Source organism: Methylobacterium sp. J-001, assembly GCF_022829565.1.
Taxonomy (GTDB): domain Bacteria; phylum Pseudomonadota; class Alphaproteobacteria; order Rhizobiales; family Beijerinckiaceae; genus Methylobacterium.
In genome coordinates this window covers 23,953-42,940 of the sequence record NZ_JAKSYN010000054.1, presented here as the reverse complement: position 1 = coordinate 42,940, position 18,988 = coordinate 23,953, and the positions used below count along the sequence as shown (strand labels likewise).

Sequence of the window (18,988 nt, the reverse complement as noted above, 5' to 3'; positions counted from 1 at the left end):
GAACATAGGAGAAATGCCAAGATCTAGGACGTGCGGCCCGACCGGCTCGCTCGGGATCTTCCGCGTTGACGCGCGGCATCGCGCTAACTATAGAGGCCGCTTCGCCGAGGGGCCGCGCTTTCGCGCGCGCTGCGTTTCGGCCATCGCCTGACAACCTGATGCGACGACCGATTTCCGGCTGAGCCGGCCCGTCGGCATCGCCCGACGAAGAGAACGAGGACTCCATGGCCAACACCGCTTCGGCCAAGAAAATGACCCGCAAGATCGAGAAGCGTACGGCGGTCAACCGCTCGCGCCGCTCGCGCATGCGCACCTTCGTCCGCAAGGTCGAGGAGGCGATCGCCGCCGGCAACCAGCAGGACGCGCTGACCGCGCTGCGGGCCGCCGAACCCGAGATGATGCGCGCTGCCCAGCACGGCATCGTTCACAAGAACAATGCCTCGCGGAAGGTCTCGCGCCTGGCTGCCCGGGTGAAGGCGCTGGCCGCCTAGTCCGCCACTGCACCACTGGACGAGACAGAGCCCGGCCTTCGCGCCGGGCTTTTTCGTGTCCGCTATCCAGGTGAGCGATCAGCCACTCTCGAAACAGATCACCGCCGTTCGGGATGACGCACGAGGCCCTGGGACGGTCCAAACGTCGCGAAGCGTTAACCCTAGACCAGAATTTGGCACATTGCAGAGTCTAGGGGCCGCGTGTAGCTTAACAGAAACTGACTGCGTTTAAGCAAAACCTGCCGATTTCGGGACATGAGCGAATCATTGCGATTCGCCAAGACTCTAACAAGCAGCTCCGCAGGGGCCGGCAACACTTGGGGTTGGGAATCTGAGCCGTCCCCACAAGTCCCACTGTTAAAGGAACTGTAGGTAATTGTTGATAGGCTCCTCCAATCGGCAAAAGTTCCTTGGTGGGGAGTTGACTCCACCCAAGGACTCTGTCCCGCCCGGTTATGCGGGACGCTGAGGGCGTAAATCGTGCGTACGCGCGGCCTGCGGGTTTCCGCCGGCGGCGTCGGGAGAGCCAGTGATGCGTGTCGACGGAACGGTGGCGAGCGACGACGAGAGTGGCCGCAGCGGCGGCAATACGGATTTCGGATCCGCCTGGGCGCGGGTGAAGCGTCGGCTGCGCGCCGAGCTGGGTGAGGACGTGTTCGCCAGCTGGTTCGCCCGTCTGGAGCTCGAAGGCGTCTCGGCCGGCACGGCGCGGCTGACGGTGCCGACGCGCTTCCTCAAGAGCTGGATCGAGTCGCACTACCTCGACCGCGTGCTCGGCACCTTCAAGGCCGAGGCCGAGGAGATCGCCCGGATCGAGGTCGGCGTGCGGGGTACCGGCGCCCCGGCCCGCCCGGCGGTTGTCGGCGTGCCGAAGGCCGGCCCGGCCAGCGGCCCGCTCGCCCGGCTCCACGCCACCAACACGCCGGCCCCAATGGCCCCAGCGGTGGCGACCGCCTCCGAGCAGCGCAACGCCGATGCCGGGGGGGACCTCAGCGGCACGCCGCTCGATGCGCGGCTGACCTTCTCCAGCTTCGTCATCGGCCGCTCGAACGCGCTGGCCCACGCCGCCGCCGAGCGGGTCGCCCGGCACCAGGGCGAGGGCGCGCTCTACAACCCGCTCTACCTCCATGCCGGGGTCGGCTTGGGCAAGACGCACCTGCTGCACGGAATCGGCCACGCGGCCCGCGAGGCTGGGCGTCGGGTGATCTACCTGACCGCCGACCGGTTCATGTACGGCTTCGTCAACGCCCTGAAGACGCAGTCGGCGCTCGCCTACAAGGAGCGTCTGCGCGGCATCGACCTGCTGATCCTCGACGACGTCCAGTTCATCCAGGGTAAGTCGATCCAGGCCGAGTTCGGCCACACCATCAACGCGCTGATCGATGCCGGCCGTCAGGTCGTCGTCGCCTCGGACCGGCCCCCGACCGAGCTGGAGGCGCTGGACGAGCGCGTCCGCTCGCGCCTGGGCGGCGGCCTCGTGGTCGAGATCACGGCCCTGGACGAGGCGCTGCGCGTCTCGATCCTGTCGGCGCGGCTCGCAGCGGTGCGAACTGCGCATCCGGGCTTCGACGTGTCGCCGCAGGTCGCGACCTACGTGGCCCGGGCGATCACCGCCAACGGTCGGGATCTGGAGGGCGCGGTCAACCGCCTGCTGGCGCATGCCACGCTCACCGGCACCGCCGTCACGATGGAGACCGCCGAGAGCGCCATCCGCGACCTCGTGAAGAACCGCGAGCCGAAGCGCATCAAGATCGAGGACATCCAGAAGCTGGTGGCCTCACGCTACAACGTCTCGCGCTCGGACATCCTGTCGGAGCGGCGCACCGCCGCCGTCGTCAAGCCGCGCCAGATCGCCATGTACCTGTCGAAGGTGCTGACCCTGCGCTCGCTGCCCGAGATCGGCCGCCGGTTCGGCGGGCGTGACCACACCACCGTGCTGCATGCGGTCCGCAAGATCGAGAAGCAGATCGGCGAGGATGCGGTGCTCGGCGACGAGGTCGAGCTCCTGAAGCGCATGCTGCAGGATTAGGATCCCGACAGGATCCAGGCCACCTGACTTCGCGACCGCGCCCGATCGAACCCCGATCGGGCGCGGTTCCGTTTCAGGCGCCTCTCAGGCCGGCCGTTTCCCCGGGACCTGGGATGGTGCGACGCGTATGGGCCATGGCAGACTGGCGTCCAGCGAGTCGGCCCGGTATGGCCGCGTCGCCAACAGGCAAGAACATGCTGGGGAACGCCGATGCCCGAAGCCTTCATCTACGATCATGTCCGCACGCCCCGCGGTCGTGGAAAGGCGGACGGCGCGCTGCATGAGGTGACGGCCCTGCGCCTGGCCGAGACGGCCCTGCGGGCGCTCAAGGACCGCACCGGTCTCGACACGGCGCTGGTCGATGACGTCATCCTCGGCTGCGTCGACCCGGTGGGCGAGGCGGGGGGCGACATCGCCCGCGCCGCGGCCCTGGTCTCGGATTACGGCGACCATGTCCCGGGCGTGCAGATCAATCGCTTCTGCGCGTCGGGTCTTGACGCGGTGAATTTCGCCGCCGCGCAGGTGATGAGCGGTCAGCACGACATGGCGGTGGGCGGCGGCGTCGAATCGATGAGCCGCATCGGCATCGGCGCCTCCGGGGGCGCGTGGCCGGTGGATCCGGCAATCGCCATCAAGTCGTATTTTATGCCGCAGGGCGTCTCGGCCGACCTGATCGCCACCAAGTACGGCTTCTCGCGGGACGATTGCGACGCCTATGCAGTCCGCTCGCAGGCGCGCTCGGCCAAGTCCTGGGCGGAGGGGCTGTTTGGCGGCTCGGTGGTGCCCGTGCGCGACGTGAACGGCATCACGCTGCTCGACCGCGACGAGCATATGCGGCCGGGCACCGACATGCAGTCGCTGGCTGCGTTGAAGGCCTCCTTCGTCCAGATGGGGCAGATGGGCGGGTTCGACGCTGTGGCGACGGATGCGCATCCGGACGTCGAGACGGTCAACCACGTCCACCATGCCGGCAACTCGTCGGGCATTGTCGACGGCGCCGCCGCCGTGCTCATCGGCTCGAAGGCCGCCGGCGATGCCGCCGGACTGCGCCCGCGAGCGCGGATCCGGGCCTTCGCCAATATCGGTTCGGATCCGGCCCTGATGCTCACCGGTCCGGTCGATGTCACCCGCAAGATCCTGGCTCGGTCCGGGCTGAGTCTTTCGGATATCGACCTGTTTGAGGTGAACGAGGCCTTCGCGGCCGTGGTCCTGCGCTTCTGCCAGGCTTTCGATCTAGACCCTGAGGTCGTCAACGTCACCGGCGGCGCGATCGCCCTGGGCCATCCCCTCGGTGCGACCGGCGCGATGATCCTCGGAACGGTGCTGGACGAGCTGGAGCGCACCGGCAAGGAGCGTGCGCTGGTGACGCTCTGCATCGGTGCCGGCATGGGCACCGCCACGATCATCGAACGGGTCTGAGCGAGACTGCGGCGTGGGAGCCGACGGGGGGCCGCTCCCCAAAGCCCTGGAACGCTGCTAGAGGCGCGGATGACGTACGGCACGAATCCGGGCCGAACGATAACAAATTGGGAGTCGAGCCCTTGAACCGCCTGATCGCGACGCTCTGCCTGGGCGTCTCCATGAGCCTGCCGCTTGCCGCGCGCGCCGACGAAGCGTCGGACCGCGTTGCCGAGGCGACCGCGCTCGTCAACAAGACCCTGATCAAGAACCTCCAGACCGGCTTCAACGTCGCCCTGGAAAAGACCGTGGCGCCGATGCCGGAAGCGCGCGCCGAGGCCGTGCGCAAGGAACTCACTGACGAGTTCGAGAAGCAGCGCGGCATCATGATCGAGGGCCTCTCGAAGGAGTATGCTCAGAAGTTCACCCTCGCCGAGCTGAAGCATCTCGACGAGATCTACGCCGATCCGACCTACCTCAAGTTCCAGACGATGAACGCCGACCCCAACTCCGCAGTGACGGCGATCTCGCAGAACTCGGTGACCAAGCTCCTCAACATGCTGGCGGTGGCCGCCGCCGCCGACAACACGCCCAAGCCCGGCGCGCCGCCGGTCTCGCCGCCGGCGGCTCCGCCCGCTCCGGCGCCGAAGTAGCCCATGCCGTCCCCCGCGCGCGATCGGCTGGCCTCAAGCCGCGCGCGCGGCCGCTTGGGGGGCGAAGCCTTCGACCGCGGGCAGCGCCTCCAGCCTTGGTTTGGCGAAGTGATAGCCCTGCATCAGTGTGATTCCGAGGCCGCGCAGGGCGTCCCGTTCCGCTGCTGTCTCGATGCCCTCCGCCAGCACGGTGACCCCGAGGGCCCGGGCGATGGCGATGATCCCCGTTACGATCGCGTGCCGGCCGGAATCGGTGTCGATGCCGCGCACCAGCTCCATGTCGATCTTGATGAGGTCGGGCCGGAAATTCGCCAGCAGGTTCAACCCGGCGAAGCCCGCACCGAAATCGTCGAGCGCCGTCAGGAAGCCCTGCCGGCGATAGGCGGCGACGATGCGCTTCACGTGCTCGATGTCTTGGAATCGCTCCTGCTCGGTGAATTCGAACATGATGCGCCGGTGCGAGAACTCAACCCGCCGGGCCGCCTCCAGCGAGGCGCGAATGCAGGCATTCGGCTCGTAGACCGCGTTCGGCATGAAGTTGATCGAGAGCCGCGTGTCGCTGTCCCGGGGGAACAGGCGTCCCGCCAGCTCGATCGCCTTCACGCGCGCAGCCTGATCGAACTGGTAGCGCGTCGCGTCGGTCACCCGTTCAATGATCGTGCCCGCCGGCTCGCCGTTGAGCCCGCGCACCAGAGCCTCGTAGGCCCAGACGTGTCCGGATCCGACATCGAGGATCGGCTGGAACGCCATCGTGAAGTCGAAATCGAGGGCGGCCCCATCGCGGCATGCGCGGCAGCCAATATCCTTCGTCATGTGCCGAATCCGTCGGTACCCCCCGACCGGCGGATCATGCGCTCCAGCACTCAATGCAACCTTAACGTACAACCACCGGCTTTTAGACGGCGTGACTTTGGGAGGACGGCACCATGACGCTGGCGGATTTCCACTTTGAGATCGATTCAGACGGCGTTGCGATGGCGACCTGGGATATGCCCGGCCGGTCGATGAACGTGATCACCGAGGGGGTGATGGACCAGCTCGAGCAGATCATCGAGCAGGTCGCCAGCGATGCCGCCATCAAGGGCTGCGTGATCGCCACCGGCAAGGACAACTTCTCCGGGGGCGCCGACCTCACGATGCTGCAGGGGCTTGGCCGAGCTTATGAGCAACTGAAGGCCGAGCAGGGCGAGGAGGTGGCCATGCGCCATTTCTTCGAGGCGTCGCGCCGCCTGTCGCTGCTGTTCCGCCGGCTGGAGACCTGCGGCAAGCCGTTCGCCGCGGCGATCCAGGGCCTGTGCCTGGGCGGCGCCTTCGAGCTGGCCCTGTCCTGCCACCACCGGGTCGCCTCCGATGATGCGAAGACGCGGGTCGGGCTACCGGAGATCAAGGTCGGCCTGTTCCCGGGCGGCGGCGGCACCCAGCGGGTGGCCCGGCTGATGCAGACCGGCGACGCGCTCCAGATGCTGTTCAAGGGCGAGCAGATCCGCGCGCCGATGGCCAAGGGCATGGGCCTGATCCACGTGGTGGCGCCGCAGGCCGAGATCGTCGAGCGTGCCAAGGCGTGGATCCGCGACGGCGGCTCGGCGGTCGCCCCCTGGGACGTGCCGAAGTTCAAGGCGCCCTCCGGCAAGGTCTACTCGCCGGCCGGCATGATGATCTGGCCGCCGGCCAACGCGATCTACCGCCGGGAGACCCACGACAATTACCCGGCCGCCAAGGCGATCCTGGCGTCGGTCTACGAGGGCCTGCAGCTGCCTATGGACCTCGGCTTGCGCGTCGAAAGCCGGTACTTCGCGCATATCCTGCGCTCGAAGGAGGCGGCGGCGATGATCCGCACTTTGTTCATCTCCATGGGCGAGCTGAACAAGGGGGCCCGCCGACCCAAAGACGTCCCGGCTACCAGCCTGCGGCGGGTCGGCGTGATCGGGGCCGGCTTCATGGGTGCCGGCGTCGCCTACGTCACCGCCCAGGCCGGGCTCGAAGTGGTGCTGGTCGACCAGTCGATCGAGGCCGCCGAGAAGGGCAAGGCCTACGCCCACACGCTGATCACCGGCCAGATTAACAAGGGCCGGGCCAAGACCGCCGATCGCGATGCGCTGCTCGGCCGGATCACCACCACGGCGGATTATGCCACGCTCAGCGGGTGCGATCTCGTGATCGAGGCGGTGTTCGAAGATCCGAGAGTCAAAGCCGAGGTGATCCAGAAGGTCGAAGCGGTGATCGGCGCCGACACGATCTTCGCCTCCAACACCTCGACGCTGCCGATCACCGGCCTGGCGAAGAGCTCGCAGCGGCCGGAGCAGTTCGTCGGCATCCACTTCTTCTCGCCCGTCGAGAAGATGATGCTGGTGGAGATCATCAAGGGCGAGGCTACCGGCGACGCGGCGCTCGCCACCGCCCTCGACTATGTGCGGTTGATCAAGAAGACCCCGATCGTCGTGAACGACGCCCGCGGGTTCTTCGCCAACCGCTGCGTCGGCGCCTACATCCTCGAAGGCCACAAGATGCTGTCCGAGGGCGTGCTGCCCGCGATGATCGAGAGCGCCGGGCGTCAGGCCGGCATGCCGGTCGGACCACTGTCGCTCAACGACGAAGTCGCTCTGGATCTCGTGCTCAAGATCGCCAAGGCCACCGAGGCGCAGGTGGGGGAGGGGGCAGTCGATCCGGCCCAGAAGTCGATCCTCACCGCCATGGTCGAGGGCCAGGGCCGGCTTGGCCGCAAGAACCGCAAGGGCTTCTACGATTATCCCGAAGGTGCGCCCAAGCGCCTCTGGCCGGGCCTGGCGGAGCTGCAACCGAACCGGCTCGACCCGGAGGCGGTCGATTTCAACGAGTTGAAGCATCGGCTCCTGGTGGTGCAGGCGCTCGAAGCCGCCCGCACCGTCGGTGAGGGCGTGGTGACGGATCCCCGGGAGGCCGATGTCGGCTCGATCCTGGGCTTCGGCTTCGCCCCGTTCACCGGCGGCACCCTGTCCTACATCGACTTCATGGGGGCGGCGTCCTTCGTCGCGCTCGCCCGCGGGCTGGAGGCCAAGCACGGCCCCCGCTTCCGGGTGCCCGACACCCTGGCGGTCATGGCCGACCAGGGCGGGACGTTCTACGGCGCGCAGAAGCGCGCCGCCTGATCCGTCGCGTCCGAACGCGCGTCAGCCCAGGATACGCGTGCCGTTCCCGATCGCCTCGGGAACGGCCGGCAGGGCGGCGTCGGGCAAATGGGCAAGTTCCTCGAGCAGGATCGCCCGCGCGCAGGCGCCGAATGCGCGCATTAGCCGGCTCCGCGTATGGTCGGGCGGGAACAGTAGTGCGAACCGCACCGGCAGGGCCGGCGTGAACGGCCGGATGAGGATCGGCGAAACCTTCGCTTCCTCGTAAGCCGCCAGCGGGTTGATCAGGCTGACGCCGAGGCCCGCCGAGACGAGGGTGCATATGGCGGCGCCGAGGCCGGCTTCCGCGGTGATGGTCATCTCCACACCCGCCGTCTGGAACACGGCGTCGACGCGGCTGCGCAGGGCACTCGCGAGCGGGGAGGCCACGAAGGGGATCCCGCGAAAATCCTCCGGGCCGAGACGAGGGCGGGCACCGAGCGGGTGGTCCCGTGGCAGGATGGCGACGCAATCCATCGTGAGTACGTGTTCGAGCCGGGAATCCGGGGCGTCGCCGTAGAGCATTGTCAGGGCGGCGTCGCAGAAGCCGCTCGAGATCCAGCCATTGACGGTCTCGTCGTCGCCGGAATGAATCGCCACGGTTACGTCCGGGTGCTCGGCTTTGAAACGCGCCACCGCGCGGGCGAGCAGGCCGCCGGCGAGCCGCGGCATGGCGGCGGCCCGCAGCCGCTCGGCGCCGAAGGCGCGGATGCGCGCGGCCGCCGCCTCCAGGCTGGTCAGGCCGATGAAGGCCCGATCGACTTCGGCGTGGAAGCGCGTGCCGTCCAACGAGGGCGAGAGCCGGCTGCCGCTGCGATCGAACAGGGGCAGGCCGGTCATGGCCTCGAGCTGCGCGATCAGCCGGCTCACCTGCGGCTGCGAGGTATGAAGCTGTCGCGCCGCCGCGGTCATCGACCCCGCGGCCATCACGGCCCGGAATGCCTCGATATGCCGGAAGGTCATGCGCCGCTGGGCCATATCAAATCCGCATGGTCCGCAGGGAAATCGGAATTGGACGCCGGTTGATGAAGGCTGGATAAACATCCTCCGGCAAGCCGGCGAGTCCACATTCGACTCCCGCACGGTGCCAGCCTCGGCGAAGTCAGGCTGGGTCGGTGCCCGAAAGTGGAGTGTTGGGGTGTTGTACAGGATCGCGTTGTTGCTGGCCGCCTCGCTGATGGTCGGAGCAACGACCCCATCGTCTGCGGAAGGCACGGGACGTCTCGATAAGCTCCGGTCCCTTGGGCAGATCAGCCTCGGATTTCCGGATGCGTCCCCTCCGTTCGGCTTCCTCGACGGCGACGCGAAGCCGATGGGCTATTCGGTGGAGATATGCGAGCACGTTGCCGAGAAGCTGAAAGTCGGCCTGGGCCTGCCGAAGCTTGAGATCCGCCACGTCCCGGTGATGTCGGCAACGCGGATTCCACTGATCAACAACGGCACGATCGATCTCGAATGCGGGACGGCGAGCAACCTGGCGGAGCGGCACAAGCTCGTCGCCTTCGCGCCGACGACCTTCGTGGCCCAGGTGGTGTTGACCGCCCGGAAAGACACACCGGTGGACGTCAACGATCTCGCATCCTTTCGCGGCAAGGCGATCTCCGCGCAGGCCGGCGGTGAGACCCAGCGCGTCGCCACTCGGATCAACGTGCGCGACAAGCTTGATCTCCGAATCATGCCCGCCAAGGATACCGGCGAGGTGTTTCTTCTCCTGGCTAGCGGCCGCGCCGCCGGGATGATCAACGACGACGCCCTGGCCCATGCGACCGTGGCCGGTGCCAAGGATCCGTCGGAGTACAAGATCGGCGACAAGGGCCTCGAATTTTCGCCCTACGGTATCCTCGAGCCGAAGGACGATCCGGATTTCAAGGCTGCGGTCGACAAGGCGGTGATCGAGCTGATTCAGGATGGGACCGTCGCCCGGCTCTACACGAAATACTTTCAGGCGCCGCTGCCGCCGAAGGGCATCAATCTCGACCTGCCCATGAGCGATGTGTTGAAGCGCGCGCTCGCCAAACCGACCGATTCTGGCGACGAGGCCGACTACAAGTGAGTATTGCGGAGGTTCAGTCCGAGATCATGATGCCCGAGGAAATCGGCACGCGGCCGAACGTGGTCGACCTGCGCAGCGATACGGTCACGCGGCCCACCGAGGCCATGTACCGGCGGATGCGCGAGGCGCCGCTCGGCGATGACGGGCTGGAGGGCGACCCGACTGCGCGCGAGTTGGAGGTCACCACGGCGCGCATCCTCGGCAAGGAAGCCGGCCTCTTCGTGCCGAGCTGCACCATGGCGAATTTACTGGCGATCCTGGCACAGGTCCAGCGCAGCGAGCAGATCCTGCTTGAGGCGAAGGCCCACATGCTCAACAGCGAGCGGGGCGCCGCGACTTTCACCGGCACCTTCATGCTCGGGCTCCCAGGCGTGGACGGGGCCATGGACCTCGACCGGCTGGAAGATGCCCTTCGGCCCAGCACCAGTCCGCTCCGGACCGCGATGGTCGCGTTGGAGACATCGCACAACGCGGCTGGCGGCACCGTGCTGCCGCTCCTCCACATGGTGGCGGTGGCCGGCATGGCCTGGACGCGGGGCATCCGGGTTCATCTCGACGGCGCCCGCTTGTTCAATGCCGCGGCGCATCTCGCGGTGACCCCGGCCGAGATCGCCGCCCAGGTCGATACGGTCTCCCTCTGCCTGTCGAAGGGCTTGAGTGCACCGGCCGGTGCGGTGCTGGCTGGTCCCGCTGTCGTGATCGGGGAGGCGCGGCGGCTCCGGAAGATGCTCGGCGGCACCCAGCGCCAGATCGGCATCGTGGCGGCGGCCGGCCTGGAAGCGGTCACCGCAATGGGCGCCCGGCTCGCCGAGGACCACACGACGGCCCGCCAGCTCAGCGAAGGGCTGAATGGCCTGGATCCGCGTCTCGCGGTGAGCATCCCGCAGACCAACATCGTCCAGGTCGATCTCACCGGGACCGGCCGCGACAGCGCCCGCTGGGTGAAGGATCTCGAACCCGCCGGGATCCTGACCCGCCCGCTCGGCGAGCGGCGCCTGCGGCTGGTCACGCACCGGCATATCGGTTCGGACGATGTCGCGCGCGCGATCGCGGCGTTCCGGACCTGCCTCGACGCGGCCTGATGGCCATCAGGCGACGCGGACCTTCGCACCGACCATGCGGGCGAGGAGTTCCACGTCGTCGGCGTTGTCGGAGATCAGGTCGGTGATATCTCCGACCTCCAGCGCCTTCACGTGGCGGCAGCGCATGCCGTAACGGCCAGCCGTACAGGTGCAGCGCAGCTGCGGGCCGCCGGTCCGTTCCTCCAGCACGACGTCGTAACGGTTGCCGGTCGAGCCCCGGATCGTGAAGCTCAGCGCCGAAGGGGCGGACGGGAAGGCGGCCAGCGCCCGATCGCTGATGGCCCCCGGAGCCCGGCGGGGGAGGGAGGGGCCGCCCGTCACCCGGGTGACCGGCACACCGATCGCCGCGGCGAGACCGTGCACGTCGGGGGTCTCTGTCTCCCGCATGGCCGCCAGGGCGATCGCCGCACAGGCATAGGCATCCTCTCCGGCATCGTGATGCTCGAAGCGGATGCCGAGGCGCCGGGCGACCTTGCCGAGGCCGCACCCTTCCGGCGCCGGAAACACCCGCCGGGAAATCTGCACGGTGCAGAGATACGAAAGGGCTGGAACCGGCAGGCCGGCGCGGGCCAGGCCGGCGCGCAAAACGCCGATGTCGAAGCTGGCATTGTGCGCGAGGATCAGCCCGCGCGTCAGGTCGCCGAGATACGGCGCCATCACCCCTGCGAAATCCGGCTGATCGGCGACGTTGGCCGGCAGGATGCCGTGGACCCGGATGTTGCCCGGCGAGAAGCGCATGTCTGGTGGTCGGATCAGATGGCTTTCTCGCCGGACGATCCGGCCGTCCGCGATCCAGGCGAGCCCCACCGCGCAGGCGCTGTCGCGCCGCTCGTTGGCCGTCTCGAAGTCGAGGGCCAGGACCGTCATCGCGGGTGGACCATGCCGGGGAACGTTCTGGGGGTGTTCCAAACCGGTCTAAGCCCGCCGGAGTCGCGCTTCAACCCTCGGCGACCATCCCCAGCCAATCGTCTTCCGACACGACCCGAACGCCGTGCTTCTCGGCATCCTTCAGCTTGGAGCCGGCCCCGGGGCCCGCGACCACGAGGTCGGTCTTGGCCGAGACCGATCCCGAGACCTTCGCGCCCAACCGCTCGGCCACCGCCTTGGCCTCGTTGCGGGTCATCTTCTCCAAAGTGCCGGTGAAGACCACGGTCTTGCCGGCGAAGGCCGAGGCCGCTTCCGGTCGCTCCATCGACTCGACGGTCACCTCTTCGAGCAGAGCCGCGACGGCGTCGGCATTATGCGGCTCGGAGAAGAACAGGATGAGCGCATCGGTCGCCACCGGGCCGATCTCGCCATCATCGGCAAACAGCCGATAGGCATCGCCGGGCCGCTGCCCGGCGGCGCGGGCGAGGGCGGCCCGAACGGCATCGGCATCGCCGTAATGCAACAGCAGATTCTCGCGCTGGGGCGCGCTGAGGCGCGCACGCGGCGCGTCAGACGATGCGTCGTCGGGGAAACCGAGATCGAGCAGCCGGTCCCGGGTCGTGCCGCCGACCCGCGGCACGGCGGTGAACTCGACCCAGTCCGGACCGGGCTGCGCAGCGGCGGCTTCCGTGATGGCCGCGATCAGGGTCAACATGTCGGGGAAGCGCTTGGCGAGCGCTTTGGCGGTGGCTTCGCCGATCTGGGGGATGCCCAAGGCGAACAGCAGACGGTTCATGGGAACCCGGCGGCGGTCCTCGACTCCGGCCAGCAAGTTCTTGATCGCCTTGTCGTCCTCTTCGCCCTTTTTCTTCGCGGCCTTCTTGGGCGGCTCGGTCGCTCCGGCCTCGGCGCGCCGCTCGGCCGACAGCGCCTCGCGCCGCGCCACGACGGCAGCCTTCAGAGTCTCGAAATCGAGCCGGAACAGGTCGGCCGGCTGGTGTACCAGACCGGCCTCGAACAGCACTTCGATATATGTCTCGCCGAAGCCCTCGATGTCGAAGCCATTGCGCGATACGAAGTGCTTCAGCCGCTCGACCCCCTGCGCCGGGCAGATCAGGCCGCCGGTGCAGCGCCGGATCGCGTCAAGGCGACCGGTGCGCGGGTTGATCGCCCGCACGGCGCGGCTGCCGCAGGCCGGGCAGGTCTCCGGGAAGGCGAAGGGCTGCGCATCCGATGGCCGCTTGGTGAGGTCGACATCCATCACCTTCGGGATCACATCGCCGGCTCGGACCACCGTGACGGTATCGCCGACGCGGATATCGCGGGCTTTAAGCTTCGGCCGACCGTCGTCACCGATCCCGTCCTCAATAGGCTCACGGATAAACTCACCGTCGGCGCCGACGCCCTTCACGTAGCCCTCGTTGTGCAGGGTCGCGTTGGAGACGACGACGCCGCCCACCGTCACCGGCCGCAGCTTCGCCAGGGGATTGAGGGAGCCGGTACGGCCGACATTGATGACGATGTCTTCGACGATCGTCGTGGCTTCCTGGGCGGCGAATTTGTGCGCCAGCGCCCAACGCGGCGAGCGCGAAACGAAGCCAAGCCGCTTCTGCAATGCGAGATCGTCCACCTTGTAGACGACGCCGTCGATGTCGTAGCCAAGCCCCGCGCGATCCGCTTCGATCTGACGATAGTGACTGAGCATCGGTTCGATGGCGGTGAAGGTCCGCGTAAGCGGGTTCACCGGCAGGCCCCAGGCGGCGAAACGCTCGAGAACACCGGATTGGGTGTCAGCGATCGGGCCTGATAGCTCGCCCCAGGCATAGGCGAAGAACTTCAGGGGGCGCGAGGCGGTGATGCCCGGATCGAGCTGGCGCAAGCTCCCAGCGGCGGCGTTGCGCGGGTTGGCGAACAGCGGCTTTCCGGCCGCCTCCTGGCGCGCATTGATCGCCGCAAAATCGGCATGCGACAGGTAGACCTCGCCGCGCACCTCGCAGACCTCCGGCCATCCAGAGCCTCCCAGGACCGCCGGGATGTCCCGGACCGTGCGGGCATTGGCTGTGACGTTCTCGCCGACCTCACCGTCCCCGCGGGTGGCCGCTGTCTCCAACTGGCCGTTCATGTAGCGCAGCGACAGGGACAGGCCGTCGATCTTCGGCTCGGCCGTGAATGCGAGGGGAGTCTCCTCGGGCCAGCCCAGAAAGCGCCGGACGCGGGCCACGAACTCGGCGACCTCCTCGGCGTCGAAGGCGTTGCCCAGCGACAGCATCGGCACCGCATGCCGAACCTTCGCGAATTTCTCCGAGGGCTTTGCGCCGACCGTCGTGCTCGCCGCGCCTGTCCCGGCGAGATCGGGGAAGCGGGTCTCGATCTCTTCCAGTCGGCGGCGCAGGCGGTCGTATTCCGCATCCGAAATCTCGGGTGCGTCTTCCTGGTGGTAGAGTCGATCGGCCTCCTGGATCGCCTCCGAGAGCCGCGCATGCTCGGTGCGCGCCTCCTCGGCGGTAAGGTCGAGGTTCGGCGTGTCGGGCTTCGCGGCTGGCATGGGGGCGTTCTAGCGCATCGCGGGCCTGACGGGAGCCGGTCGCGGCGCGGCATCCCCGCTTTCCGTCATTGGCGGGACGCGAGCAGATCGCCGCGCCCGACCAGTAGCAAGGCGCCCAGGAATACGGTTGCGACGACGGTGCTCAAGCCCGCCAGCGGCATCACCGCGGCAAGCCAGCCCGACAGCGCCGTGCCGGTGACCGAGCCCAAATTCATTGTTGCCATATAGACTTCAAACTGCGTCGCCGCGCCGGCCCTCCCGCGGCTGGCCTGGAGCAGGGCCGGCATCAGCGCGACGATCAGCAATCCCGGCAACGCATTGGTCAGCGCCAGGATCAGGGGTGCGGCCGATCCCAGCAGCCCGGCGGCGATCAGGGCGGCGGTCAGCATGAAGCTTACCACGCTTGCGAGGAGCAGGGTCCGCAGGGGCCGTACCGGCCCGACCCGGTCCGACCACACTCCGATCGCGAAGGCGCCCGCCGTGCCGCTCACGAGCGCCAAGCCTGCTTCGAGCCGAGACAGGGTCGCAGGGTCCCAGCCCCGGCCCTGGAGCAAGTCGATCGAGAAGGGCAACTCGAACAGCCCGAGGGCAGCGTCGAGGCCGAAGCAGAGGGCGAGCAACTGCAGGGCGCGCTTCCGCCGCAGGGCCAGGCCGAGGCGGCGGATGAAGCGCGAGAACGCGACGCGCCGCGGCGGCGGTCCGCGCCTCTCAAAACTCCCGACCGCATCGCCGGGTGCTTCGCGCACGAGAATCATCGGCAGGCTCGCCAGGATGCCGGCCGAAAGCAGAGCGGACAGGCTCACGGTGAGCCCGTAACCGGACAGCGTCCATCCCAGACCGGCGGCGCTGAGGCTGGTCCCAGCGACGAACCCGGCCCGGGTGCACGCGCTGACGCGGCCAAGCTCGGCCGCTGGGACGTGGTCCATGATCAGCCGATCGCAGGCCGTGTCGAGCAGTGAAGCGAACAGGCTGTGGACCAGGAAAGCGAAGCCGAGCAGGCCGATCTGATCGACCTTCAGCAGCAGCATCAGGGCGATCGTTGCGTGACACCCAAGGATGGCCGCCACCGCGAAGGGCCGGCGTCGGCCCATGCGATGATCGCCGGATCGATCGACCAGCGGACCCCACAGGATCGGCTGTAGCGTCCAGGGCAAACCGGCCAGGGCAAAGTGAAACCCGACCTCCGTGGCGGAGACGCCGTGCGCGGCCAGGTGATTGGCCAGGGCGGTGAGCGAAAATCCGGCGATCAGGCCTTGGTAGAGATAGGTCGCGAAGAACACGCCATACCGCGCACGCCGCCCTGCGAGATTCGGCGCCTGGAGCCATCGACGATAGGACCTGGCGCTCAGATCCGGGGGCACTTGCCGGTCCGGTGCTGCACGACGATGCTCCTCTTCTCGCCACCCCGGGACCCGAACCCGTGTCGCTCCGTCTCAAGCACCTTACGGTCAGCCTGTATCCGCCGGGAGGCGTCGCGTGAGCGCGGCCGAAGTTTGGGTCGTCGATCTGGCGCTGTCTTTGGCGCAGCTCGAAATCTGCGGCACCGTTCTCGATGCATCGGAGCGGGAACGAGCCGTGCGCTTCCTGCGTCCCGCCGATCGTGCCCGGTATCAGGCGAGCCATGCAGCCCTCCGGCTCATCCTCGGCGAAGCCCTCGGCCTCGCGGCAGGTGACATCCGCTTGGAGGTCAGCGCCGCGGGCAAGCCCGCGCTCGCCGACGGTATCCTGGACTTCAACCTGTCGCATTCCGGGGGACGCGCCCTCGTCGGCCTCGCCCGCGGCGCGGCCATTGGAGTCGATGTCGAGGAGATGCGGCCCATCCCGGATGCCCTGCGGATCGCCGGTGCGCATTTCGCACCCGACGAGGCTGCAGCCCTGTCAGCGCTGCCACCGCATGCGGTCAGTGCCGCTTTCTTCGGCCTGTGGACCCGTAAGGAGGCGGTGGTGAAGGCTTTGGGGACCGGCCTGTCCCTGCCCCTGGATCGATTCAGCGTCAGCGTTCCGCCGACATCCGCGCGCCTTCTGCGCATGGCTGACGGCGGCACGTTCACCCTTGCTGACATCAATGCCGGAGCCGGTTACGCGGCCACGGTCGCGGTGCTGTCAGGGCAGACCGAGATCGCAATTCGGCATCTCGGTCACGGTTGGCCGAACCGCCTGCGCAGATAGATCAACACCGGCCTTGCGGTACGGGAAAGGCGCGGCTATAAGCCCGCTGCCGGCAGTTGCGGACACGCAGTTCGGCCTTCGGAGTGTAGCGCAGTCTGGTAGCGCACCACGTTCGGGACGTGGGGGTCGCAGGTTCAAATCCTGCCACTCCGACCAAGCTCTTTTATGAGTAGAGGTCTTCCCGCCTTACTTCGCCAAAGCCTGAATCTCTTCCCTCGGGACGAGTTGGCGCCTCTGGGCTGGGTGTGCGGACAGATCCGCGCCGCCACGACCTTCCTGGGACCAAGCGTTCGGTTCTCCTCGGGTCCGAATGACGGCGACGGCGTCCGTCGAAGTTTGTATGTGGCCTGCCCATGGCCTCGGAAACACAAGCCGGTCCCATCCACGCCGAGACCGCGCCTGACGCATGGGCGGTTTTCTCGCGCCTGTTTCTGATCGGCGCGGCCTTCGTCGGGCTTGCCGCGATCATCGCAACGGCGCTGCTGGACCCGTACGGCCTGCGTGCGGGCCCCGGGCATCCACCGGGCCCGATCATGGACACCAATCAGCGGCTGTCCTACCCGCAGATCGCCCGCGGCGGCGATTTCGACGCTGCTGTGTTCGGGACCTCGACGGCACGCCTGCTCGACCCGACCGCCCTCGATGCTGCCTTCGACGCGCGATTCGCCAATCTGGCAGTGAATGCCGCGACGCCGGACGAGCAGATCCGTCTGGCCCAACTCTTCCTCGAACACCGAGCCGTGAAAGCAATTGTCTTCGGCCTCGACACGACGTGGTGCGCCGCCGATCCGCCGGCCCGCACAGCGAACGCGTTTCCGGATTGGCTCTACGAGCCTGAGACACCCTGGGGCGTCCTGCGCCAGTTCAGCCTGCGCTCGCTCACGATCGCGGCGCAAACCGGGCTCGCACGCCTGGGCCTGGTACGGCCGCGGATCCGCTCCGACGGCTTCGCGGTCTTCACGCCGCCGGAGGCGCTGTACGATCCCGTACGCGCCCGCGCCCACATCCGAGCCGGCGCTCTCGATCCGGCCGCCCCGGCCGACCGATCGGACGCACCTATGCCGGCCCTGACACAGCTTGAGACGCTTCTCGGGCGCGTCCCGGCGGGCGCGCTGAAGCTCATCGCCTTCATGCCGGTACATGCGGCGGCGCAGGGCGCCCCCGGATCGCCAATCGGCCGACGGGACGCGGCCTGCAAGGCTCGGGTTGCGGACATCGGCGCGAAAAGCGATGCCGTCGTCGTGGATTTCCGGATGCCGTCGCCCGTAACCACGCAGGATACGAACTACTGGGACGCGCTGCATTACCGCCTGCCCGTGGCCGCGCGGATCGTGGCGGATCTGAAGTCGGCCGTCAGCACCGGTGCCGATGACCCGGCGGGAATCTACCGGGTTCTCGCACACCCGTGACGCCGCCTTATCCAGCGGCGGCGCGTTCGGCTCGTGCCCAGCCTTCGCGCGTGGCGCTACAGTAATCCGCGAACCGCCCGTCCCGGATCGCCGCCCGGGCGCCCGCCATCAGATCCTGATAATAGGCAAGGTTGTTCCAGGTCAGCAGCATCATCCCCAGGATCTCGTTCGAGCGGGCAAGATGGTGGAGGTAGGCCCGGGAATAGTCGCGTGCGGCCGGGCAGGTCGAGGTCTCGTCCAGCGGTGCCGTATCCTCGGCGTGCCGGGCATTGCGCAGGTTGACCCGACCGTTGCGGGTATAGGCGAGGCCGTGGCGGCCGGCCCGGGTCGGCATCACGCAATCGAACATGTCGATGCCCCGGCCGACCGCGCCCAGGATGTCGTCCGGCGTACCGACGCCCATCAGGTAGCGCGGCTTGGCCTGCGGCAGGTGCGGCTCCACGGTCTCGATCATGGCGAACATCACCGCCTGCGGCTCACCCACCGCCAGGCCGCCCACGGCGTAACCCTTCAGATCGAGGTCGGTCAGGGCGCGGGCACTTTCGACGCGGAGCGCCGGGATGTCGCCGCCCTGAACGATGCCGAACATCGCCTTACCTGGCTGCTCACCGAAGGCCACGCGGCAGCGCTCGGCCCAGCGCAGGGACAGATGCATGGCCTTCTCGATCGCCGCGTGCTCGGCGGGCAGGCGCACGCACTCGTCGAGCTGCATCTGGATGTCGGAGCCGAGCAGACCCTGGATCTCGATCGAGCGCTCCGGGCTCATGTGGTGGGCTGTGCCGTCGATATGCGAGCGGAAGGTCACCCCCTGCTCGTCGATCTTCCGCAGGGCCGAGAGTGACATCACCTGGAAGCCGCCGGAATCGGTCAGGATCGGCCGGTCCCAGTTCATGAACCGGTGCAGGCCGCCGAGCCGCGCCATCCGCTCAGGGCTGGGGCGCAGCATCAGGTGGTAGGTGTTGCCCAGCACGACGTCGGCGCCCAGTTCCCGGACCTGACCGGGATACATCGCCTTGACGGTGGCGGCGGTGCCCACCGGCATGAAGGCCGGCGTGCGGATGGTTCCGCGCGGCGTCGCGATCGCGCCGGTCCGGGCGCTGCCGTCCTGCCCGTGCAGGGTGAAGCCGAAGGGCGCGGTCTCGGTCATGG

15 protein-coding genes and 1 tRNA gene are annotated in these 18,988 nt (G+C 68.1%); 10 read left to right on the top strand and 6 right to left on the bottom strand.

What is annotated here, in order from left to right; genetic code table 11:
* The first annotated feature begins 224 nt into the window (after positions 1-224).
* The 4 genes from rpsT (at position 225) to MKK65_RS05855 (ending at position 4,571) form a co-directional block, all read left to right on the top strand.
* Positions 225-491 carry a 30S ribosomal protein S20 gene (rpsT, locus tag MKK65_RS05870; RefSeq protein ID WP_147856441.1) on the top strand — a complete coding sequence of 89 codons (267 nt, stop codon included), beginning with the start codon at positions 225-227 and terminating at the stop codon, positions 489-491.
* Between the two features lie 532 nt (positions 492-1,023).
* Complete coding sequence (gene dnaA, locus MKK65_RS05865; protein ID WP_243956271.1) at positions 1,024-2,520, top strand: chromosomal replication initiator protein DnaA; 1,497 nt, start codon at positions 1,024-1,026, stop codon at positions 2,518-2,520.
* A 210-nt stretch (positions 2,521-2,730) separates the two neighbouring features.
* On the top strand, positions 2,731-3,939 hold the full coding sequence (locus tag MKK65_RS05860; RefSeq protein WP_243956268.1) for an acetyl-CoA C-acetyltransferase: 1,209 nt from the start codon (positions 2,731-2,733) through the stop codon (positions 3,937-3,939).
* A gap of 122 nt (positions 3,940-4,061) precedes the next feature.
* Positions 4,062-4,571, top strand: coding sequence for a hypothetical protein (locus MKK65_RS05855; RefSeq protein WP_058190108.1), 510 nt, complete (start codon positions 4,062-4,064; stop codon positions 4,569-4,571).
* 33 nt (positions 4,572-4,604) lie between these two features.
* Here the strand turns inward: MKK65_RS05855 and MKK65_RS05850 are convergent, their stop codons facing one another.
* Positions 4,605-5,384, bottom strand: a complete 780-nt coding sequence (locus tag MKK65_RS05850; RefSeq protein ID WP_243956266.1) for an EAL domain-containing protein — start codon at positions 5,382-5,384, stop codon at positions 4,605-4,607.
* A gap of 113 nt (positions 5,385-5,497) precedes the next feature.
* Here MKK65_RS05850 and MKK65_RS05845 point away from each other — a divergent pair, with 113 nt between their 5' ends.
* A complete protein-coding gene (locus MKK65_RS05845) occupies positions 5,498-7,696 on the top strand; it encodes a 3-hydroxyacyl-CoA dehydrogenase NAD-binding domain-containing protein (protein WP_243956264.1) in 2,199 nt (732 codons plus the stop codon).
* Positions 7,697-7,717: 21 nt separating this feature from the next.
* Here MKK65_RS05845 and MKK65_RS05840 read toward each other — a convergent pair whose 3' ends face one another.
* Positions 7,718-8,692 (bottom strand): LysR substrate-binding domain-containing protein, encoded by a 975-nt coding sequence (locus tag MKK65_RS05840; RefSeq protein ID WP_243956262.1) that lies wholly within the window; start codon positions 8,690-8,692, stop codon positions 7,718-7,720.
* Between MKK65_RS05840 and MKK65_RS05835 the strand changes: the two genes are divergently transcribed.
* Together MKK65_RS05835 and MKK65_RS05830 are read left to right on the top strand one after the other, a co-directional pair.
* A complete protein-coding gene (locus MKK65_RS05835) occupies positions 8,676-9,767 on the top strand; it encodes an amino acid ABC transporter substrate-binding protein (protein ID WP_243956260.1) in 1,092 nt (363 codons plus the stop codon). The genes MKK65_RS05840 and MKK65_RS05835 overlap by 17 nt on opposite strands.
* A 26-nt stretch (positions 9,768-9,793) precedes the next feature.
* A complete protein-coding gene (locus MKK65_RS05830) occupies positions 9,794-10,849 on the top strand; it encodes a threonine aldolase family protein (RefSeq protein WP_243956258.1) in 1,056 nt (351 codons plus the stop codon).
* 6 nt (positions 10,850-10,855) lie between these two features.
* Here the strand turns inward: MKK65_RS05830 and MKK65_RS05825 are convergent, their stop codons facing one another.
* The 3 genes from MKK65_RS05825 to MKK65_RS05815 all read right to left on the bottom strand — a co-directional run bounded on the left by MKK65_RS05825 (position 10,856) and on the right by MKK65_RS05815 (position 15,622).
* Positions 10,856-11,716: a 3'-5' exonuclease gene (locus MKK65_RS05825; RefSeq protein ID WP_243956256.1), complete on the bottom strand. Its 861-nt coding sequence runs from the start codon at positions 11,714-11,716 to the stop codon at positions 10,856-10,858.
* A gap of 70 nt (positions 11,717-11,786) precedes the next feature.
* On the bottom strand, positions 11,787-14,261 hold the full coding sequence (gene ligA / locus MKK65_RS05820; RefSeq protein ID WP_243956254.1) for an NAD-dependent DNA ligase LigA: 2,475 nt from the start codon (positions 14,259-14,261) through the stop codon (positions 11,787-11,789).
* A gap of 65 nt (positions 14,262-14,326) precedes the next feature.
* A complete protein-coding gene (locus tag MKK65_RS05815; RefSeq protein ID WP_243956252.1) occupies positions 14,327-15,622 on the bottom strand; it encodes an MFS transporter in 1,296 nt (431 codons plus the stop codon).
* Between the two features lie 115 nt (positions 15,623-15,737).
* Between MKK65_RS05815 and MKK65_RS05810 the strand changes: the two genes are divergently transcribed.
* From MKK65_RS05810 to MKK65_RS05800, 3 genes are all read left to right on the top strand, one after another.
* Entirely contained in the window at positions 15,738-16,430 is a 693-nt protein-coding gene (locus MKK65_RS05810; protein ID WP_243956250.1) for a 4'-phosphopantetheinyl transferase family protein, read from the top strand.
* Positions 16,431-16,509: 79 nt separating this feature from the next.
* Positions 16,510-16,586: transfer RNA gene (locus MKK65_RS05805), tRNA-Pro, on the top strand.
* Positions 16,587-16,783: 197 nt separating this feature from the next.
* Entirely contained in the window at positions 16,784-17,839 is a 1,056-nt protein-coding gene (locus MKK65_RS05800; protein ID WP_243956245.1) for a hypothetical protein, read from the top strand.
* A gap of 7 nt (positions 17,840-17,846) precedes the next feature.
* Here MKK65_RS05800 and tgt read toward each other — a convergent pair whose 3' ends face one another.
* Entirely contained in the window at positions 17,847-18,986 is a 1,140-nt protein-coding gene (gene tgt / locus MKK65_RS05795) for a tRNA guanosine(34) transglycosylase Tgt (RefSeq protein WP_243956305.1), read from the bottom strand.
* Between the last annotated feature and the right edge of the window lie 2 nt (positions 18,987-18,988).

What these genes read in the sequence shown, in the direction of transcription:
- rpsT (WP_147856441.1), top strand. Translation starts at nt 225, where the DNA reads ATGGCCAACACCGCTTCGGCCAAGAAAATGACCCGCAAGATCGAGAAG.
- dnaA (WP_243956271.1), top strand. Translation starts at nt 1,024, where the DNA reads ATGCGTGTCGACGGAACGGTGGCGAGCGACGACGAGAGTGGCCGCAGC.
- MKK65_RS05860 (WP_243956268.1), top strand. Translation starts at nt 2,731, where the DNA reads ATGCCCGAAGCCTTCATCTACGATCATGTCCGCACGCCCCGCGGTCGT.
- MKK65_RS05850 (WP_243956266.1), bottom strand. Translation starts at nt 5,384, where the DNA reads ATGACGAAGGATATTGGCTGCCGCGCATGCCGCGATGGGGCCGCCCTC.
- MKK65_RS05845 (WP_243956264.1), top strand. Translation starts at nt 5,498, where the DNA reads ATGACGCTGGCGGATTTCCACTTTGAGATCGATTCAGACGGCGTTGCG.
- MKK65_RS05835 (WP_243956260.1), top strand. Translation starts at nt 8,676, where the DNA reads ATGCGCCGCTGGGCCATATCAAATCCGCATGGTCCGCAGGGAAATCGG.
- MKK65_RS05840 (WP_243956262.1), bottom strand. Translation starts at nt 8,692, where the DNA reads ATGGCCCAGCGGCGCATGACCTTCCGGCATATCGAGGCATTCCGGGCC.
- MKK65_RS05830 (WP_243956258.1), top strand. Translation starts at nt 9,794, where the DNA reads ATGATGCCCGAGGAAATCGGCACGCGGCCGAACGTGGTCGACCTGCGC.
- MKK65_RS05825 (WP_243956256.1), bottom strand. Translation starts at nt 11,716, where the DNA reads ATGACGGTCCTGGCCCTCGACTTCGAGACGGCCAACGAGCGGCGCGAC.
- ligA (WP_243956254.1), bottom strand. Translation starts at nt 14,261, where the DNA reads ATGCCAGCCGCGAAGCCCGACACGCCGAACCTCGACCTTACCGCCGAG.
- MKK65_RS05800 (WP_243956245.1), top strand. Translation starts at nt 16,784, where the DNA reads ATGGCCTCGGAAACACAAGCCGGTCCCATCCACGCCGAGACCGCGCCT.
- tgt (WP_243956305.1), bottom strand. Translation starts at nt 18,986, where the DNA reads ATGACCGAGACCGCGCCCTTCGGCTTCACCCTGCACGGGCAGGACGGC.